This is a genomic window from Streptomyces violaceus (assembly GCF_036014075.1).
Lineage (GTDB): Bacteria > Actinomycetota > Actinomycetes > Streptomycetales > Streptomycetaceae > Streptomyces > Streptomyces violaceus.
The window spans coordinates 881,963-898,257 of sequence record NZ_CP107911.1 but is presented as its reverse complement, the minus strand read 5'-3'; the positions used below and the strand labels follow the sequence as shown (position 1 = coordinate 898,257).

14 protein-coding genes are annotated in these 16,295 nt (G+C 71.2%); 11 read left to right on the top strand and 3 right to left on the bottom strand.

Features of this window, described 5'->3' with window-relative positions; translation table 11 throughout:
* The first annotated feature begins 8 nt into the window (after positions 1-8).
* Positions 9-1,325 carry an MFS transporter gene (locus OG542_RS04170; protein ID WP_328408299.1) on the top strand — a complete coding sequence of 439 codons (1,317 nt, stop codon included), beginning with the start codon at positions 9-11 and terminating at the stop codon, positions 1,323-1,325.
* A 54-nt stretch (positions 1,326-1,379) separates the two neighbouring features.
* On the opposite strand, the gene OG542_RS04165 is transcribed toward OG542_RS04170, so the two are convergent.
* Positions 1,380-2,132, bottom strand: a complete 753-nt coding sequence (locus tag OG542_RS04165; protein ID WP_328408297.1) for an SDR family oxidoreductase — start codon at positions 2,130-2,132, stop codon at positions 1,380-1,382.
* A gap of 161 nt (positions 2,133-2,293) precedes the next feature.
* On the bottom strand, positions 2,294-3,334 hold the full coding sequence (locus OG542_RS04160) for an NAD(P)-dependent alcohol dehydrogenase (RefSeq protein WP_328408295.1): 1,041 nt from the start codon (positions 3,332-3,334) through the stop codon (positions 2,294-2,296).
* A gap of 94 nt (positions 3,335-3,428) precedes the next feature.
* On the opposite strand from OG542_RS04160, the gene OG542_RS04155 reads away from it, so the two are divergent.
* The 5 genes from OG542_RS04155 (at position 3,429) to OG542_RS04135 (ending at position 10,648) form a co-directional block, all read left to right on the top strand.
* Positions 3,429-4,232, top strand: coding sequence for an SDR family NAD(P)-dependent oxidoreductase (locus OG542_RS04155; RefSeq protein WP_328408293.1), 804 nt, complete (start codon positions 3,429-3,431; stop codon positions 4,230-4,232).
* Positions 4,233-4,321: 89 nt separating this feature from the next.
* A complete protein-coding gene (locus OG542_RS04150; protein WP_328408291.1) occupies positions 4,322-5,476 on the top strand; it encodes an acyl-CoA dehydrogenase family protein in 1,155 nt (384 codons plus the stop codon).
* Between the two features lie 38 nt (positions 5,477-5,514).
* Positions 5,515-7,503 carry an oxidoreductase gene (locus tag OG542_RS04145; RefSeq protein ID WP_328408289.1) on the top strand — a complete coding sequence of 663 codons (1,989 nt, stop codon included), beginning with the start codon at positions 5,515-5,517 and terminating at the stop codon, positions 7,501-7,503.
* A 78-nt stretch (positions 7,504-7,581) separates the two neighbouring features.
* Positions 7,582-9,036 carry an aldehyde dehydrogenase gene (locus OG542_RS04140; protein WP_328408287.1) on the top strand — a complete coding sequence of 485 codons (1,455 nt, stop codon included), beginning with the start codon at positions 7,582-7,584 and terminating at the stop codon, positions 9,034-9,036.
* An 82-nt stretch (positions 9,037-9,118) separates the two neighbouring features.
* Positions 9,119-10,648: a GMC family oxidoreductase gene (locus OG542_RS04135; RefSeq protein ID WP_328408285.1), complete on the top strand. Its 1,530-nt coding sequence runs from the start codon at positions 9,119-9,121 to the stop codon at positions 10,646-10,648.
* Positions 10,649-10,699: 51 nt separating this feature from the next.
* Here the strand turns inward: OG542_RS04135 and OG542_RS04130 are convergent, their stop codons facing one another.
* Complete coding sequence (locus OG542_RS04130) at positions 10,700-11,563, bottom strand: 3-hydroxybutyryl-CoA dehydrogenase (RefSeq protein WP_328408283.1); 864 nt, start codon at positions 11,561-11,563, stop codon at positions 10,700-10,702.
* A gap of 172 nt (positions 11,564-11,735) precedes the next feature.
* Between OG542_RS04130 and OG542_RS04125 the strand changes: the two genes are divergently transcribed.
* From OG542_RS04125 to OG542_RS04105, 5 genes are read left to right on the top strand one after another with little or no spacing between them, the layout of a single operon-like run.
* The gene (locus OG542_RS04125; RefSeq protein WP_184587628.1) at positions 11,736-12,524 is read left to right on the top strand and encodes an enoyl-CoA hydratase/isomerase family protein; all 789 of its coding nucleotides are present in this window, start codon (positions 11,736-11,738) and stop codon (positions 12,522-12,524) included.
* 5 nt (positions 12,525-12,529) lie between these two features.
* Positions 12,530-12,916 carry a Zn-ribbon domain-containing OB-fold protein gene (locus tag OG542_RS04120; protein ID WP_328417753.1) on the top strand — a complete coding sequence of 129 codons (387 nt, stop codon included), beginning with the start codon at positions 12,530-12,532 and terminating at the stop codon, positions 12,914-12,916.
* A complete protein-coding gene (locus OG542_RS04115) occupies positions 12,913-14,058 on the top strand; it encodes a thiolase family protein (protein WP_328408279.1) in 1,146 nt (381 codons plus the stop codon). Before OG542_RS04120 ends, OG542_RS04115 begins: the two co-directional genes overlap by 4 nt.
* A gap of 18 nt (positions 14,059-14,076) precedes the next feature.
* On the top strand, positions 14,077-15,279 hold the full coding sequence (locus OG542_RS04110) for an acyl-CoA dehydrogenase family protein (protein WP_328408277.1): 1,203 nt from the start codon (positions 14,077-14,079) through the stop codon (positions 15,277-15,279).
* Positions 15,276-16,250, top strand: a complete 975-nt coding sequence (locus tag OG542_RS04105; RefSeq protein WP_328408275.1) for a phosphotransferase family protein — start codon at positions 15,276-15,278, stop codon at positions 16,248-16,250. The genes OG542_RS04110 and OG542_RS04105 overlap by 4 nt, the downstream gene beginning before the upstream one ends.
* The last annotated feature ends 45 nt before the right edge of the window (positions 16,251-16,295 follow it).

Here is a 16,295-nt window from a genome sequence, read left to right as displayed (position 1 = left end):
GTCGGAGCATGAGTGCTACTCAGCGTTCCGCCACATCAGGGGCGGAGTCGGCGACGTACGAGCCTCGTACGGTGCGCCGCGCGATGCTCGCCGGCAGCCTCGGCACCCTGATCGAGTACTACGACTTCAGCGTCTACGGCTATCTCGCCGTGGTGATCGCGCCGCAGTTCTTCCCGAGCGAGGAGCCAGCGGCCGCGCTCCTGGCGACGCTCGCGGTGTTCGCCACCGGACTGGTGGTGCGGCCGGTCGGCGGCGTCTTCTTCGGATGGCTCGGCGACCGATGGGGGCGCCGCAAGGCGCTGGTCTCCTCGGTGCTGTGCATGGGAGTCGCCAGCAGCGCCACCGGACTGCTGCCGACCTACAGCCAGATCGGCGTCACCGCCGCGGTGCTGCTCCTTCTGTGCCGATTGATGCAGGGCATCTCCACGGGGGGCGAGTCGGTCGGCGCCTACACCTACATCTACGAGTCGGCCCCGCCTGGGCGCAGGGCCTTCCTCGGTGCCGTCACGCCCATCGGGTCCAACCTCGGGTTCATGTTCGCGGCTGCCACGGCCGGGGTGATCTCCGCCCTTGCCACGAAGGACCAGATGGCCGACTGGGGCTGGCGGCTGCCGTTCCTCATGGCCGTGCCGCTGACCCTGTTCTGCCTGTGGGCACGGCTGCGGATCGAGGACACCCCCGAATTCGAGGAGGCCGCACGGCGTGCCGACATCCCCACCGCTCCGATCCGGGAGGTCCTGTCCACGCACCGCGCGGCGCTGCTGCAGTCCATCGGCCTGTCCATGGCGCAGGGCGGCGCCATCTTCCTCGGCCTGACGTACATCGGCATCCACCTCACCAGCGACCTGGGGTACGACTCCACGCAGGTGCTTTGGCTGAGCGCGGGCGTCGTGCTCGTCACCGTGCTGCTCATGGTGCCGGCGGGCTGGCTCGCCGCCCGGTTCGGCTCCCGTCGCATCCTGATGTTCGGGTTGCTGGGCTTCCTGGTGACCGCCTATCCCGCGATGATGCTGATGGACCGGCACAACCTGGCCCTGGCCGGCGCCGCCTACCTGCTGTTCATGCTGAGCAGCGCGTTCGTGCAGGTCCCGGCGGCCAGCCTGTGGCCGCACCTGTTCGAACGCCGGGTCCGGTTCACCGGGATGGCGATCGGCTACAACATCGGCACCGTCCTCGCGGGCGGTACCGCCCCGTACATCGCGGCCTTCCTCGTCCAGCGGACCGGGAACCAGCTCTCCCCTGCGTTCTTCGTCATGACGGTCTGCGTGATCGGGATCGGGGCCCTGCTCACCGTTCGCAAGGACGTGGGCGCGAAGGTCGGCTGAGACGTCCGTCGCGGTGACCGCCGGTGCCAGGAGCCCGGCGGTCACCGCGACGCGCTATCCCGCTGCCTTGCCGCGGGCGTGACCGACATGGCCGATGGTCTGGCCACCGTCCACCAGGAACTCGCCGCCCGTGGTGTACGAGGCGTCGTCGCCGGCGAGGAAGAGCACCATGCGCGTGACCTCCTCGGGCTCCCCGATGCGCGGCACCGGCTGATCGGCGAAGAGCGCGGGTGCGGCGCCTTCACCCATGGACGTGCGGATGACGCCCGGGTGTACGGAGTTGACGCGCACCCCGGTGCCCGCCATGTCCAGTGCGGCGGCCTTGGTCATTCCGCGGATCCCCCACTTGCTCGTCACGTAGCCGATGCCGTCGGCGAAGCCCATGAGGCCGGCGGCCGAGGAGATGTTGACCACCGCCCCGCGCCCGCGGCCGCGCATACCGGGCAGGACGGTGTGCATGCCCAGGAAGGTGCCGACCACGTTGACGTCGAGGATCCGGCGGAAGTGCTCGGGCGACTGCTCCTCCACGCCGCCGAAGTGAACGATCCCCGCGTTGTTGACCAGGATGTCCACGGGACCGAGGGTGTCCTCGACGGTGCGGACGACGGACTGCCACGCCTCTTCGTCGGTCACGTCGAGGTGGTGGTACCGCGCGCCGGGAAGACTCTCGGCCAGGGCCTTTCCCTCGTCGTCCAGCAGGTCGCAGACGGCGACCCGGGCGCCTTCCGCGGCCAGCCCGCGGGCATGCGCGGCACCCATGCCCCGGGCCCCACCGGTGACGATCGCGACTTTTCCGTCGAAGCGCATCCTGAACTTCCCCTCCGCGTGTGCGTATATGTCTGAACCTGGCAGTCGGGTCTGCGCCCTGGCAGTCGGGTCTGCGCCCTGGCAGTCGGGTTTGCGCCCTGGCAGTTGGGTCCGCGCCTGGGTAGTCGGGTCCGCGCCCGGTCATTCGGGTCCGCGCCTGGTCAGTCGGGGACGAGTACGGCCCGCCCGCGCACCCGGCCCCGGCGAAGCCGGTCGATCGCCTCCGGCGCGGCGGACAGCGGGAAGTGTTCCGTCTCGACGTGGATCGCGCCCGAGCGTGCCAGTGCGACGACCTCGGCGAGTTCGGGGCGCGTACCCCAGAAGGGCAGGGAGAGCTTGAAGCCCGGCGGGAGAACACCCGGCTTGGAGACGGTCAGACGTCCCCCTCCACTGCCGACGACGGCGAGTTCGCCGCCCGGCCGCAGGACACCGGCCGCGAGTTCCAGCGTCTGCGTGGTGCCGACGAAGTCGAGCACGGCGTCCACGCCCGCGCCACCGGTCCGCGCCCGCAGAACATCGGCGGTGTCCGCCCGCACCAGGGTGCCGAAGTCCGCGCCGGAGCGGTCCGCGAGAGCCAGGGCATCCTCCCGGACGTCGACCGCCAGCACGCGGCTCCCGGTGGTCGCGCGAAGGATCTGCACGGCCAGGTGGCCCAGCCCTCCGACGCCGATGACGGCGGTGGTGGCGCCCTTCCCGAGTGCGTGCCGGAGCCCGGCCACAGCGTGGTAGGACGTCAGGCCCGCGTCCGAGAGCGGAGCCGCCTGATCGGCGGGCAGGTCGTCGGTCGGCACCAGCTGGCGGGCGGACGGGACGAGTACGTACTCGGCCATTCCGCCGTCCCGGCCCAGTCCCGCCCCGTGCCAGGCGAGGGTGTCGCGCCGGTCGCAGTAGTTGTCCCAACCCGTCGCACACCGGTCGCAGGCGCCGCAGCCCCACGGTCCGTAGAGCACCACGCGGTCGCCGACCCGCACCCCGCCGGCGTCGCTCCCCAGGGCCGCGATCCGCCCGGCGACCTCGTGGCCGAGCGTGAAAGGGAGCCGGTAGGGCAGAGCCCCCGGAACCGCTCCCATGACGTGCAGGTCGGAGTGGCACAGGCCGGTGGCTTCGACCCGTACCAGTACCTCGGCGCCGCGGGGGGCGGGCCGCTCGACCTCGACCGGTGCCGGTGGCTCGCCCCACGCCGTCAGCCGCAGTGCCCTCATCTTCACCGTCCCGGGTCTTGTCAGTCCAGCAGCCGCCACGATAACAGAGATGAAGTCAGTTCAATATGGCCAGCGTGGCGAAGGGGAGATTGTCTTGACCGGGACGGACAGGCGGACGGACAGGTTCGCGGGCAAGGTCGCGATGGTGACGGGCGCCGGCTCCGGAATGGGTGCGGCGGCCGCCCGGAAGCTCGCGGCGGAAGGGGCGCGGGCCGTCGTCCTGGTGGACCTGAACGGCGATGGGGCGGAGGCCGTCGCGAAAAAGCTGCCCGCCGCTCGGGCGGTCGCACTCGACGTGGGGGACGCCGCTCAGGTCGATGGCGCGGTCCAGGACGTACTGCGGCGGCACGGACGGCTCGACGTCCTGGTGCATGCGGCCGGGGTCGACGACCCCGAGGCCAAAGCGCGGATCGCGGACGCCTTGGTGGAGGGGCGACCGGTCGAGGTGACGGGTTCTCTCGGCGATGCCGCCTGGCGGCGCGTCATGCGGGCGAACCTGGACGGCACGTTCCATGTGCTGCGTGCCGCGGTGCGGGCCATGCGCCCCTTCGAGGCCGGGGCGATCGTGGTGATCGGCTCGTCGTCGGCCTTCGACACCCCCGTCGGATACCCCCACTACGCCGCCTCCAAAGCCGCTGTGCACGCGCTGAGCCAGGCCGTGGCCAAAGAGGTCATCGCGTCCGGAATCCGGGTGAACGTGGTGGCCCCGGGGCCCACGGAGACGGGGATGGCCGCGCGCACGCCCGAGGTGCTGAGGGCCGGTTTCGCCGACCCGAGGGTGCGCCCGTACGCGACCTCCGAGGAGATCGCCGACATCGCTCTCTTCCTGGCGAGCGATGCCGCGGCGAACGTCGTCGGTGCGGTGCTGCTCGCCAACGGCGGCAGGTTCACCGCCTGAACGGCATCAACTCGTGCACGGGTCTTGCCCGGCTGGATTCCCTGCGCCTACGGTCAATGAATTGAGTTCAGTTTTGTGAGGAGCTCCCAATGCACCGTCGTCACCCCGAGATCGACCCCCAGTCGCTGTCCGAAACAGACGAGCAGAGGCAGCTTCGGGCCGTATTGCGGGACTTCTGCACCGAGACAAGTGGTCCCGAGGACGTCCGCAAGCATCTGGCCACCCCGCGCGGATACGACGAGCAGCTCTGGGCGCGGCTCGCGGGGGAGATCGGGGTCCACGGGCTGGCCGTCCCCGAGGAGTACGGCGGGGCGGGCTTCACGTTCGCCGAACTGGCCGTAGCCCTGGAGGAAGCGGGGCGCGCCCTGTACTGCGCGCCGTTGCTGCCCACGGTGGTCCTCGCCGCTCACGCCCTGCTGTACAGCGGCGACCGCACGGCGTGCGAGCGCTATCTGCCGCGGATCGCCGACGGCACGCTGACCGCGACCGTGACCGGGTTCGAGGCCGCTTCGTCCTCCGAACCAGAGGTCACGGCCGAACAGAGTGGTTCGCGCTGGGTGCTACGCGGTCAGGCGGACTTCGTACTCGACGGGGCCGGCGCGGACCTGATCCTCGTAAGGGCGCAAACTCCTGCCGGGCCAAGGCTGTTCGCCTGTGAGCCCACGCCCGACACCAGCCGGCGGACTCCGCGCCGGGTCCTGGACGAGACGCGGCGCCAGGCGCTGGTGGAGTTCCGGGGGGCGCCGGCCACCACGGTGGGCACGGCGGAGGGTACCGAAAGCACCGTCGCGGCGACCCTCGACACCGGGCGGGCCGCGCTTGCGGCCGAGCAGGTCGGTGGCAGCGGACACGCACTGGACGCCACCGTCGAATTCGTCAAACAGCGCCACCAGTTCGGGCGGCCCATCGGTTCGTTCCAGGCGGTCAAGCACCGCTTGGCCGACGTGCTGGTCGCGCTGGAAGCGTCACGTTCCGCGTCCTCGTACGCGACCACCTGCGCCGCCCTCGCCTCGCCGCAACTGCCCATGGCCGCCTGTGCCGCCGCCGTGGTCTGCTCCGAGACCTTCCGTCTGGCGACGGCCGAGTACGTCCAACTGCACGGCGGCATCGGCTTCACCTGGGAGCATCCGGCCCATCTGTATGTGCGCCGCGCGCGCAGCGCCGAGGCCCTGTTCGGCACGACGGACCGACACCGGGCCCGGCTCGCCGAACTCATCGGGCTCGCCACGGCCTCCGCCGCCTGACCAGGCAGGAGCAGGGACAAGGAGAGAGCCGCAGCCGTATGACACCGACGCCACGCCTTCCGCTGGCCCTCGCCGCACCCTTCACACTCGGCGGCCTCACCCTCCGCAACCGCCTCGTCGCCACCGCCCACGCCACCGCCGCCGTCAGCGACGGCGCTCCCACCGGGGCCGACGCGGCCTACTGGCGGCGGCTGGCCCAGGGCGGCGCCGGCATGGTGATCACCGGAGGCACCGCCGTGGCCCCCGAGTCGACGCTGCCGCAGCGCTATCTGACCGAAGCGTGGCGCCCCGAGATCAAGGACGCCGTACGCCGCCGCGCCGAGGCCATCACCGACGAGGGCGCCGTGGCCGTCGCGCAGCTCGTCCACCTCGGCCGGGAGACCCTGGGCGCCGGCACTTACTACGCGCCGGTCTCCGCCGCGGCCGTCCGCTCGCCCCGCGAGGCGACCGCGCCCCGCCCGCTGGGCACAGAAGAAGTACGCGGTGTCGTCGACGCGTTCCGTATCTCCGCGGCGAACAGCGTGCAGGCTGGTTTCCACGGTGTGGAACTGCACGCCGGCCACGGCTATCTGCTCGCCCAGTTCCTCTCCCGGGCCACCAACACCCGCGCCGACGCGTACGGCGACCGTATCGCCCTGCTGGCCGAGGTGATCGACGCCATCCGCACCGAGATCGGTGAACTCCCCGTCGGTGTACGGGTGTCGGCGGAGCCCGGCGAGGACTCCGGACTCGGCCTCGACGACCTGACCGAGCTGCTTCCACGGCTGTGCGCCGCCGCGCCCTTCGCGTACGTCAACGTCACCACCGGCGTCCGCAACACCTACGTCCCCGGTATGGCCACCACCCGCCCGCCCCTGCTGGAGTCCGTGGCCCGGCTCCGCTCGGCGCTCGCGCTGCCGCTCCTGGTCAGTCAGGGCTTCCGGTCGGTGGCGGACATCGAGCGGGCGCTGGACTCGGGGGCCGATCTGGTCGGGATGGCCCGGCCGTACATGGCCGACCCCGACTTCGCCCGCAAGGTGATCGCGGGCGACGAGCGATCCGTACGCCCCTGCACCGGCTGCAACGAGGGCTGCCGGACCTTCGAGCCCACCGGTTCGTGCTCGGTGAACCCCGAGCTCGGTCCGCCGGGAGCCGCCACCCGCCCGGCCGTTCCGCTGTCGCTGACCCGGCCGGGCGCCGCCCGCAGCGGCCCTGTCGCCGTCCTGGGAGCGGGTCCCGGCGGCATGGAGTGCGCGCTGACGCTGGCTCGCTCCGGCGCCGAGGTCACCGTCTTCGACGCGGCACGGCAAGCCGGTGGTCAGGCACGCCTCGCCTCCCTCGCTCCGCACCGCCCTGGGTGGCGGAAGTTCGCCGACTACCAGCGCGAGCAACTGGCCGACCTCGGCGTCCGAGTGCTGTTGGGCAGCTCGCCGGGGCCGGACGAGCTGGGGGAGTACGCCGAGATCGTGCTCGCCACCGGCGCGCGGGAAGCGTCCGTCTCCGTGCCGGGCGAGCTTCGGACCCTCACGAGTTCCGATTTCCTGCGCCGGTACGGGGACGTCGTACCGGACGCGCCCGTCGTCGCCGTCCTCGACGACGGCTTCGGCTGGTGGCAGGGCATCAGTGCCGTGGAGAGCGCGCTGACGGCCGGCGCCCGGGAGGTCACCTTCATCACCCCCGGCACCGGTTTCGCGACCGGCCTGTCGCCGGAGAACCGCACCCAGCTGATGAACCGGCTCACCGGTGCGCCCCTGCGCGTCGTCACGCTGAGCAGCGTGCTCTCGACGACCGCCGACGGCGTGCTCCTGCGCCATGTCCTTGACGGTCGGGAGACGTCCCTCGCCGCCGATGTCCTGGTCACCGTCGGTGAACGCGTGCCTCACCGCCCCGACTTCTCCCCGGCCGCCCACCAGACCGTCCGCGCGGTCGGCGACTGCGTCGTGCCGCGCCGCATCGCGCACGCCGTGGCGGAGGGGCGCGCGGCAGCGGAGGCCCTGGCGGCACGGGCCGCTGAGGTCCTGGCCGCGCGGGCCGCGAGGCCGCTGTGACGATCCAGGGACGGGCGGCGATCCGCTTTCCTCCGCAGCGTTTCCGCGTTCCGCGTTTCGCAGAGAGGCAGTCCCCGCATGGCACACCACTACGACCGCATCCTCATCGGAGGGCGGCTCACCGCCCCCTCCACCGATCGCGTTGCGCAGGTCGTCTCACCCAGCACCGAGGAGGTCATCGGCCACGTCCCCCTGGCCTCCACGGTGGACGTCGACGACGCCGTGACCGCGGCCCGTCAGGCGTTCGACGCCGGCCCCTGGCCGAGGTGGAGCGTTCAGCAGCGCGCCGCAGCCCTGCGTGACCTCGCCGACCGCCTCGACACGCGTGCGTCGGAACTCGCCGGACTGGCCATGGCCGAGACCGGCTGCCCGCGCGGCTTCGCCGAGGGGTACTTCGCCGTCGCCCCCTCCCACTACCTGCGCTTCTACGCCACGTTGGCCGAGGGACACGTCTTCGAGGAGGAGCGGGTCAACGGACCGAGCCGCACCCTCGTCGTCCGCGAGCCTGTCGGCGTCGTCGCGGCCATCCCCGCCTGGAACGGGCCGCTCCCGCTGACCGCCCAGAAGATCGCCCCCGCCCTGATGGCCGGCTGCTCGGTCATCGTCAAGGTGCCGGTGCAGGATCCGCTCGCCTGCCATGTGTTCGCCGAGGTCGTCGCCGAATCGGCCGTCCCCGAGGGTGTCATCGGCCTGTTCGCCGCCGATGCCGCGGAGAGCGAGTACGTGGTCTCCCACCCGGGTGTGGACAAGGTCAGCTTCACGGGAAGCACCGCGGTCGGCGCCCGCATCGCCGAGGCCTGCGGCCGCGACATCCGTCGTGTGACCTTGGAACTGGGCGGGAAATCGGCTGCGATCGTGCTGGAGGACGCCGACATCGACACCGTCGTCCCGGCACTCGTCGGCTGCGGCGCCGCCTTCATGCAGGGCGAGATCTGCACCGCCCAGACCCGCATCCTGCTGCCGCGCTCCCGCTACACCGAGTTCACCGAGGCTCTGGCCCGTCACATGAGCGCCCTGCCCATCGGCGACCCGGCCGACCCCACGACCGTGATCGGACCGATGATCACCGAGGCGCACCGGGCGCGCGTCGAGGAGTACATCGCCCTCGGCAGGAAGGAAGGCGCCACCGTGGCCTGCGGCGGAGGCCGCCCCGCGAGCCTGAGCACCGGCTGGTACCTCGAACCCACCCTCTTCACCGACGTCACCAACGACATGCGGATCGCGCAGGAGGAGATCTTCGGCCCCGTCGTCGTCGCCATCCCGCACGACGGGGCCGACCACGCCGTCGAACTCGCCAACGACTCGCCGTACGGGCTCTCCGGAACCGTCTGGACCCAGGACGAGGAAACCGCCCTGCGGATCGCCCGCCGCGTGCGCACCGGAACCTTCAGCATCAACGCCTACACGCTCGACATCAACGCGCCCTTCGGCGGCAGCAAGAAGTCGGGCATCGGCCGCGAGAACGGCCCCGAAGGCCTCGACGACTTCCTCGAACCCAAGTCGATCGCCTTGTCGGGCGCGCCTCTGGGCTGAGGAACGGCTTCGTCTCGAAGAAGAGCCTCATCCCGAAGAAGAGCCTCATCTCAACTCGACGAAGAGAAGAAGAGAGGTAACCATGGCACGTCGCATAGTGGTCTGCGGTGGAGGTTCCGCCGGTGGTGTCCTGGCCGCCCGGCTCAGCGAGGACCCCGCGAACACCGTCACGCTGGTCGAGGCGGGTCAGGACTACCGCACCCCGGAGGAGACCGCCACGGAGGTGCTCGACGCCGACCAGTTCGGGTTCACCACCCACGACTGGGGCTACGAATCGGCCGACCACGTCGTCGATGCCGACAGCATCCCGATGTTCGGGATCGTCCAGCAGGGCATCGTGCCCGTCCTTCGTGGCAAGGTCATCGGCGGCTCGTCGTCCGTCAACGGCGCCAACGCCCTGCGGCCCACCCCCGAGGACTTCGCCCGCTGGACCGGACTGGGCAACGACCGATGGTCCTGGGACCAGGTGCTTCCGTATCTGAAGAAGCTGGAGGACGACCCGGTCGGCGGGGAACTGCACGGCACCGGGGGCCCCGTGCACATCGAGCGCTTCACCGAGGGCAACGGGCTGCGCCCGGTCATGTCCGCGTTCCTGGAGGCCTGTGCGCAGGCCGGCCACCCCGTCCACCAGGACCTCAACGGCGCCCGTCGGCGCGGGGCGGGCCCGATTCCCTTCAACCGCAAGGACGGCATCCGGCAGAGCTCGGCCATCGCCTACCTCGGCCCGGCCCGCCACCGCGAGAACCTGACCGTACTGGGCGGACGGGCCGTCGACCGCGTGGAGTTCACCGAGGGCGGGACGGCCCGTGCGGTGATCCTCGCCGACGGCACCACTCTCGAAGCCGACCTGGTCGTCCTCTCCGCCGGAGCCATCGGCAGCCCCGCCATCCTGATGCGCTCGGGCATCGGCCCGCGGAGGGTGCTCGAAGAGCTGTCCATCCCCGAGATCCAGTCCCTCGAAGGCGTCGGCAGGAACCTCCGTGACCACCCCATGGTGTACCTCACCTACGCCGTGGACGAGGAGGCGGTCGGGGAGCTGAAGCCGCCGTTGCAGACCGCCCTGGCGTTCTCCTCGGCGGGAGCCGGCAGCGAGGGTGAAGTCGATCTGCACGCGCTGCCGTTCACCATGGAGCCCGGGGTGATGCTCGTGCCTCTCGCTGTGGTCCGCCCGTACTCGTTGGGCAGGGTGGAGATCACCTCACGCGCTCCCGAGGCCGACCCGAGCATCCGGCTGGGGCTGTTCGACCACCCCGACGACGTACGGCGCATGGTGGCCGGCATCCGGCAGGTCCGGGAGATCATGGGCTCGGGTCCACTGGAGAAGTACGTCCGTGCCGAGACGTGGCCGGGGCCCGAGGCGACCACGGACGCCGACCTCACCCGAGCCGTCCTCCAGGGCAAGAACACCTACTGCCACGCGGTGGGCACCTGCGCGATGGGTGGGGAGGGCACCCCGGCAGCGGTGGTGGACCAGGACGGCAAGGTACACGGGGTCGACGCGCTGTACGTCGTCGACGCGTCCACCATGCCGGACATCCCGGCCGTGCCGACCAACACCACGGTGATGATGATGGCCGAGCGCTGGGCGGACCAGCTGGGACACGAAGACTGACGGTCGGCGGCACCGCACCGCACCGCCGACCGCACAGTCCGACCGCACCGGTCAGCTGTCGTACGCATAGAAGCCTCGGCCGCTCTTGCGGCCGAGGTGACCGGCGGCCACCATGCGCCGCAGCAGTGGGGGAGCGTCGTACAGCGGCTCCTTGAACTCCTCGTACATCGACTCGGCGACGGCCTGTGCCGTGTCCAGGCCGATCAGGTCGAGCAGCCGCAGCGGACCCATCGGGTGGGCGCAGCCGAGCTCCATGCCGCTGTCGATGTCCTCCACGCGCGCCGCCCCGGACTCGACCATGCGGATCGCGGAGAGCAGATACGGCACCAGCAGCGCGTTGACCACGAAGCCGGAGCGATCGGGTGCCTGGACGACCGTCCTGCCCAACTGCTCGGCGGCGAAGGCGCGGGCGCGGGCCAGGGTGTCGGCGCCGGTGGTGAGAGCGGGGATCACCTCGACCAGCTTCTGCACCGGTACGGGATTGAAGAAGTGCAGGCCCACCACATGGGAGGCCCGGCCGGTGGCCACGGCGAGGTCGACGACCGGGATCGAGGACGTGTTGGTGGCGAGGACGGCCTCCGGGTCCGTGACCACCTTGTCCAGCTGACGGAAGACCTCGAGTTTCACCTCCCGGTTCTCGGCCACGGCCTCGACGACGAACTGCCGGTCTGCCAGTTCGCCCAGGTGGTGGGTGAAGGAGAGCCGGGCCAGGGCTTGGTCGCGGTCGGCCTCGGTGAGTTTGCCGCGCCGCAGGCCGCGGTCGAGGGATGCGGCGACGCGGTCGCGGCCGGCGGCGGACAGCTCGGGGGTCGATTCGGCGACGGTCACATCGAGACCGCGCAGTGCGGCTACCTCGGCGATGCCGGAGCCCATGAGCCCGCAGCCGACGACACCGAGACGGGAGATGCCGGACATGGAGGTCCTTCCTGAGTGCGGTCGTGAACCTCAGCCATTTGAACCGAAGCAGGTCTGCGCATCAAGAGCTGAATCGGATTCGGTTTGGTTTGACTGGAGGGCTTGACAGGTCTTCGCAGCCCTTCCAGACTCGTAATGAATTCAGTTCAGTTCAGTTCGGAGGGGTTGGAAGATGGCAGTGGAAGACGAGATCCAGTTCGAGCGTGACGGCCACGTCGCCCGTGTGTGGCTCAACCGCCCGTGGAAGAAGAACTGTGTCACCGTGCCGATCCTGGACCGGCTCGACGAGATCATCACGGAGGTCGACGAGGATCCCGAGCTGCGGGTCCTGGTGGTGCGCGGCCGCGGTGGCACCTTCTGCTCGGGCTTCGACCTCGACAGCCTGAAGGCGGAGTACGTCGGCAAGTCGAACGCGATCGACGTCGCGGTGAAGTCCGCGAAGGTGTGCGACCGCCTCTACTCGATGAAGACCCCCTCGGTCGCGGTCCTGGAGGGCCACGTCACCGCCGGCGGCTTCGAGATCATGATCTCCTGCGACTTCGCCATCTCCGCGGACGACGCCAAGATCGGCGACTTCCACATCCGCCGCGCGCTGTTCGGCGGAGCCGGGCCGATCTACCGGGTGCCGCGCATGATCGGCATCCGCAAGACCAAGGAGCTGATGCTCACCGGCAAGCTCCTCTCCGGTGTCGAGGCCGCCGAGTTCGGGCTGATCAACAAGTCCGCACCGGCGGACAAGCTGGACGCGACGGTCGATGACTTCATCGGGGACCTCGTCGACAAGAGCCCCTTCATGATGTGGCTCACGAAGATGACGATCGACCGCAGCCTGGACGCCGACACCCAGTCGCTGATGGTGATGGAGCACCTCGCCGTGGGCGTGGCGCTCAACTCCGAGGACGCGAACGAAGGCGTGTCGGCGTTCCTGGAGAAGCGTGAACCCAAGTGGACGGGGCGCTGATCCGGATGGCCACGGACCCGCGGAGTCCGGCCGTCGCCGTCGGGCTCCAGGGCTCACGCTGCTCCGGCTGCGCGGTGACGGTCTATCCCGCGGACGACGTGTGCCCGCGCTGTGGGGGACCGGCCGACGGTGCCGTCCTCCAGGGCACCGGCGCGCTGTGGACCTGGACGGTGCAGCGGTACGCCCCCAAGTCGCCGCCCTATCAAGCACCGCCCGGCGGCTTCGAGCCGTTCGCGCTCGGCTACGTCGAGCTCGCGGAAGGCGTGCGGGTGGCCGCCGTACTCGACGTCGACGACCTCGACGACATCCGCATCGGCATGCCCCTCACCGTGACCGCAGGCGGCGGCGTCCCACGGGCCAGGCCCACGACCCCCGCAGAGGAGGGCTCATGAGTACCGATGTCCTGATCTGCGGCGCCGGGCGCACCCCGTTCGGCCGGTCGGAGGCCAGTGGCCGGCAGCTGGCCGTCGGTGCGGTGAACGCCGCGCTGGCGGACGCCGGGATCGAGTGGTCGCGGGTGCGGGCCGCGTTCGGCGGCAGCGACAGCGCCGGCCTCGCCGACACACTGGTGGCCCAGCTAGGCCTCACCGGACTGCCGTTCGTCAACGTCAAGAACGGCTGCGCCACCGGCGGCAGCGCGCTGGTCTCCGCCGTGAACGCGATCCGCTCCGGCATGGCGGACGTCGTCCTCGCCGTCGGCTTCGACAAACACCCGCGCGGCGCCTTCGACCCGAGGCCCGAGGACTGGGGGCTGGGAGCGGAGTACGGCAGCGACGGGCTGATGGTCACCACCCAGTTCTTCGGCATGAAGATCCAGCGCTATATGCACGACCACGGAATCACCTCGCGCACCCTCGCTCTGGTCGCCGAGAAGGCGTACCGCAACGGTGGTCTGACCCCCGAGGCGTGGCGCCGCAAGCCCGTGTCTGCCGAGGAGATCCTCGACTCCGGCATGGTCAGCGATCCGCTGACCCGCTACATGTTCTGCTCCCCGGGAGCGGGCGCGGCCGCGCTGGTGCTGTGCTCACCGGAGGCCGCACGCACCCTGGAAGGCACGCCGGTCACCTTGCGCTCGGCGGCGGTACGCACGCGGCGCTTCGGCTCGTTCGAGGTGTTCAGCCCCTCGATCCCCGGCGGCCGGCTCAATAGCGTCAGCCGTGATGCCTCGGCCGCCGCCTTCGAGGAAGCCGGGGTCGGCCCCGGCGACGTCGACGTCTGCCAGCTTCAGGACACCGAAAGCGGCGCCGAGGTCATGCACATGGCCGAATGCGGGTTCTGCGAGGACGGCGAGCAGGAGCGGCTGGTCGCCTCCGCAGCCACCGGGATCGGCGGCACCCTGCCGGTCAACACCGACGGCGGCTGCATCGCCAACGGTGAACCCATCGGAGCCTCGGGACTGCGCCAGGTCTACGAGATCGTCCAGCAACTGCGCGGACGGGCCGGCGAACGCCAGGTCCCCGGCGAACCCAGGGTCGGCTTCACCCATGTGTACGGCGCCCCGGGCGTGAGTGCCTGCACCGTGCTGTCCCGCTGAATGGAGGTGGAGGAAGAGATGAGCGCCATCCCGGAACCCGAGGAGTTCCGCGCACAGGCCCGGCAGTGGCTCGCCACGGTCGCCCGGCTGCGCACCGCCGACGGGGAGTGGGGCAGCGGCTCCGACTCCGTCGCCGTGTTCGAGAACTGGACAAAGGAGCAGGAGCACGAACACACCGCCCGCATCCAGGAGTGGGAACGCACCCGCTACGACCACGGGTGGGGCGCGCTCAACTGGCAGGAGACGTACGGGGGACGGGGCCTGCCCGCGTACTACGAGCAGCTCTACCGCACCGAAGAGGCGGCCTTCGACGTGCCGCACCGCACCGAGGTCTTCCCGGTGACGCAGCAGCTCGTCGCCCCCGCGATCGGCATCTGGGGCACCGAGGAGCAGAAGGAGCGCTGGCTGCGGCCCATGCTGCGCACCGACGAACTCGCCTGCCAGCTGTTCTCGGAGACCGAGGCCGGCTCCGACCTCGCCGCGGTGCGGACCAGGGCGGTGCGTGACGGTGACTACTGGGTGCTCCAGGGGCACAAGGTGTGGACCTCCGGGGCTCGCGTCGCGACCTGGGGCGTCGCGGTGTGCCGTACCGATCCGGACGTACGCAAGCACGCCGGCATCACCGTCTTCCTGGTGCGCATGGACGCACCGGGCGTGACCGTACGGCCCATCCAGCAGATGACCGGCGGCACCAGCTTCAACGAGGTCTACCTCGACGGCGTGGTGGTGCCCGACACCGACCGGCTCGGGCCGGTCGGCGAGGGCTGGCGGGTCACGCTCAGCGTGCTGGCCGCCGAACGGCTCGACTCCGGCAACCTCGGCCTGGACAACGCCGACCGGGCGCTGGAACTCGCCGGGAACCTGCCCCGCCCGCTCACCGGCAGCGAGCAGCAGCGGGCCGCCGACCTCCACATCCGCACCCTCGTCCAGCGGCTCATCGGACTGCGCGTGACCGCCGCCCTCGTCGCCGGACGCGAGCCCGGCGCGGAGGCCTCGGTCGGCAAGCTCTACGCCACCGAGACCATGCGGCGCACCAGCGACCTGGTCTCCGAGCTGCTGGGCCCGAGCCTGGTCGCGGACACGGGGGAGTGGGGCACCTTCGCCTGGACGGAGCACCTGCTCGGCGCCCCCGGCTACAGCATCGCGGGCGGCACCGACGAGATCCAGCACAACATCCTCGCCGAACGCGTGCTCGGCCTGCCGAAGGAGCCCGTCCGATGAGCACGGCCACGCAGGTGTCGGAGCTGGCCGACCGGGTGCGTGAGCGGCTCGCCCGTTTCCATCCGGGCGCCCCGGCCGGCGAGTTGAAGGTGCTGCCGGGCGGCCACTCGGGGCTGACGTACTCCGTCACCGCGGGGGATGCCAGGTACGTCGTCAAGGCGGTGCCTCCGGGGCAGCGGCCCGTCGGGCGCAACGACGTGCTGCGCCAAGCGCGGGTGCTGAGCGCGCTGGCCGGGTCCGCGGTGCCGGTGCCGGGCGTCGCCGCCGTCGACGAGACACAACCGGCTTGGTTCGCCATGGACTTCGCGGCCGGGGAGGCCGTCGAGCCGGTACTCGACGCCCCCGAGGTGCCCGCCGCGACGGCCCGCGCCCGCATGCTGGAGATTGCCGCCGTGCTGCGGCGGCTGCACGCCACCGACACCCACACACCCGGGCTCGATCCGCCCGAACCGCTCGACGCGGCGGGGGAGCTGGAGCGGTGGAGCCGCACCCTGCACGCCGTCCCCGCCGAACTGCGCCCAGGCGGTGAGGAGCTGCTCGTACGTCTCGCCCGTGATGTGCCCGGCGGCCTCCCGCCGGTGCTGCTGCACGGGGACTTCCGGCTCGGCAATGTGCTGTGCGTCGACGAGCGTGCGGTGGCCGTCGTCGACTGGGAGATCTGGAGCGTCGGAGACCCGCGCATCGACCTCGGCTGGTTCCTGCTCTTCGCCGATCACCGCAACTTCCCCCGGCTGGGGCGTGCCGTGCCCGGCCTGCCCGGCGAGGCCGAACTGCTGGACGCCTACCTCGACGGCCGGCCCGCGCTGCCCGCGATGGACTGGTTCCGGGCGCTCGGCCGCATGAAGATGGCCGCGATCATGGGCCACAACCTGCGCCGGCACCGTGAGGGCAAGCACCACGACCCGGACCAGGAGCGACTGCCGCCCACCATCGCCGCGATGATCCGCACGGCACGCGACATCCTCGGCTGATCCGGACCGACCACACGAACCGCGGAACCCCGCCCCCGGACAGGA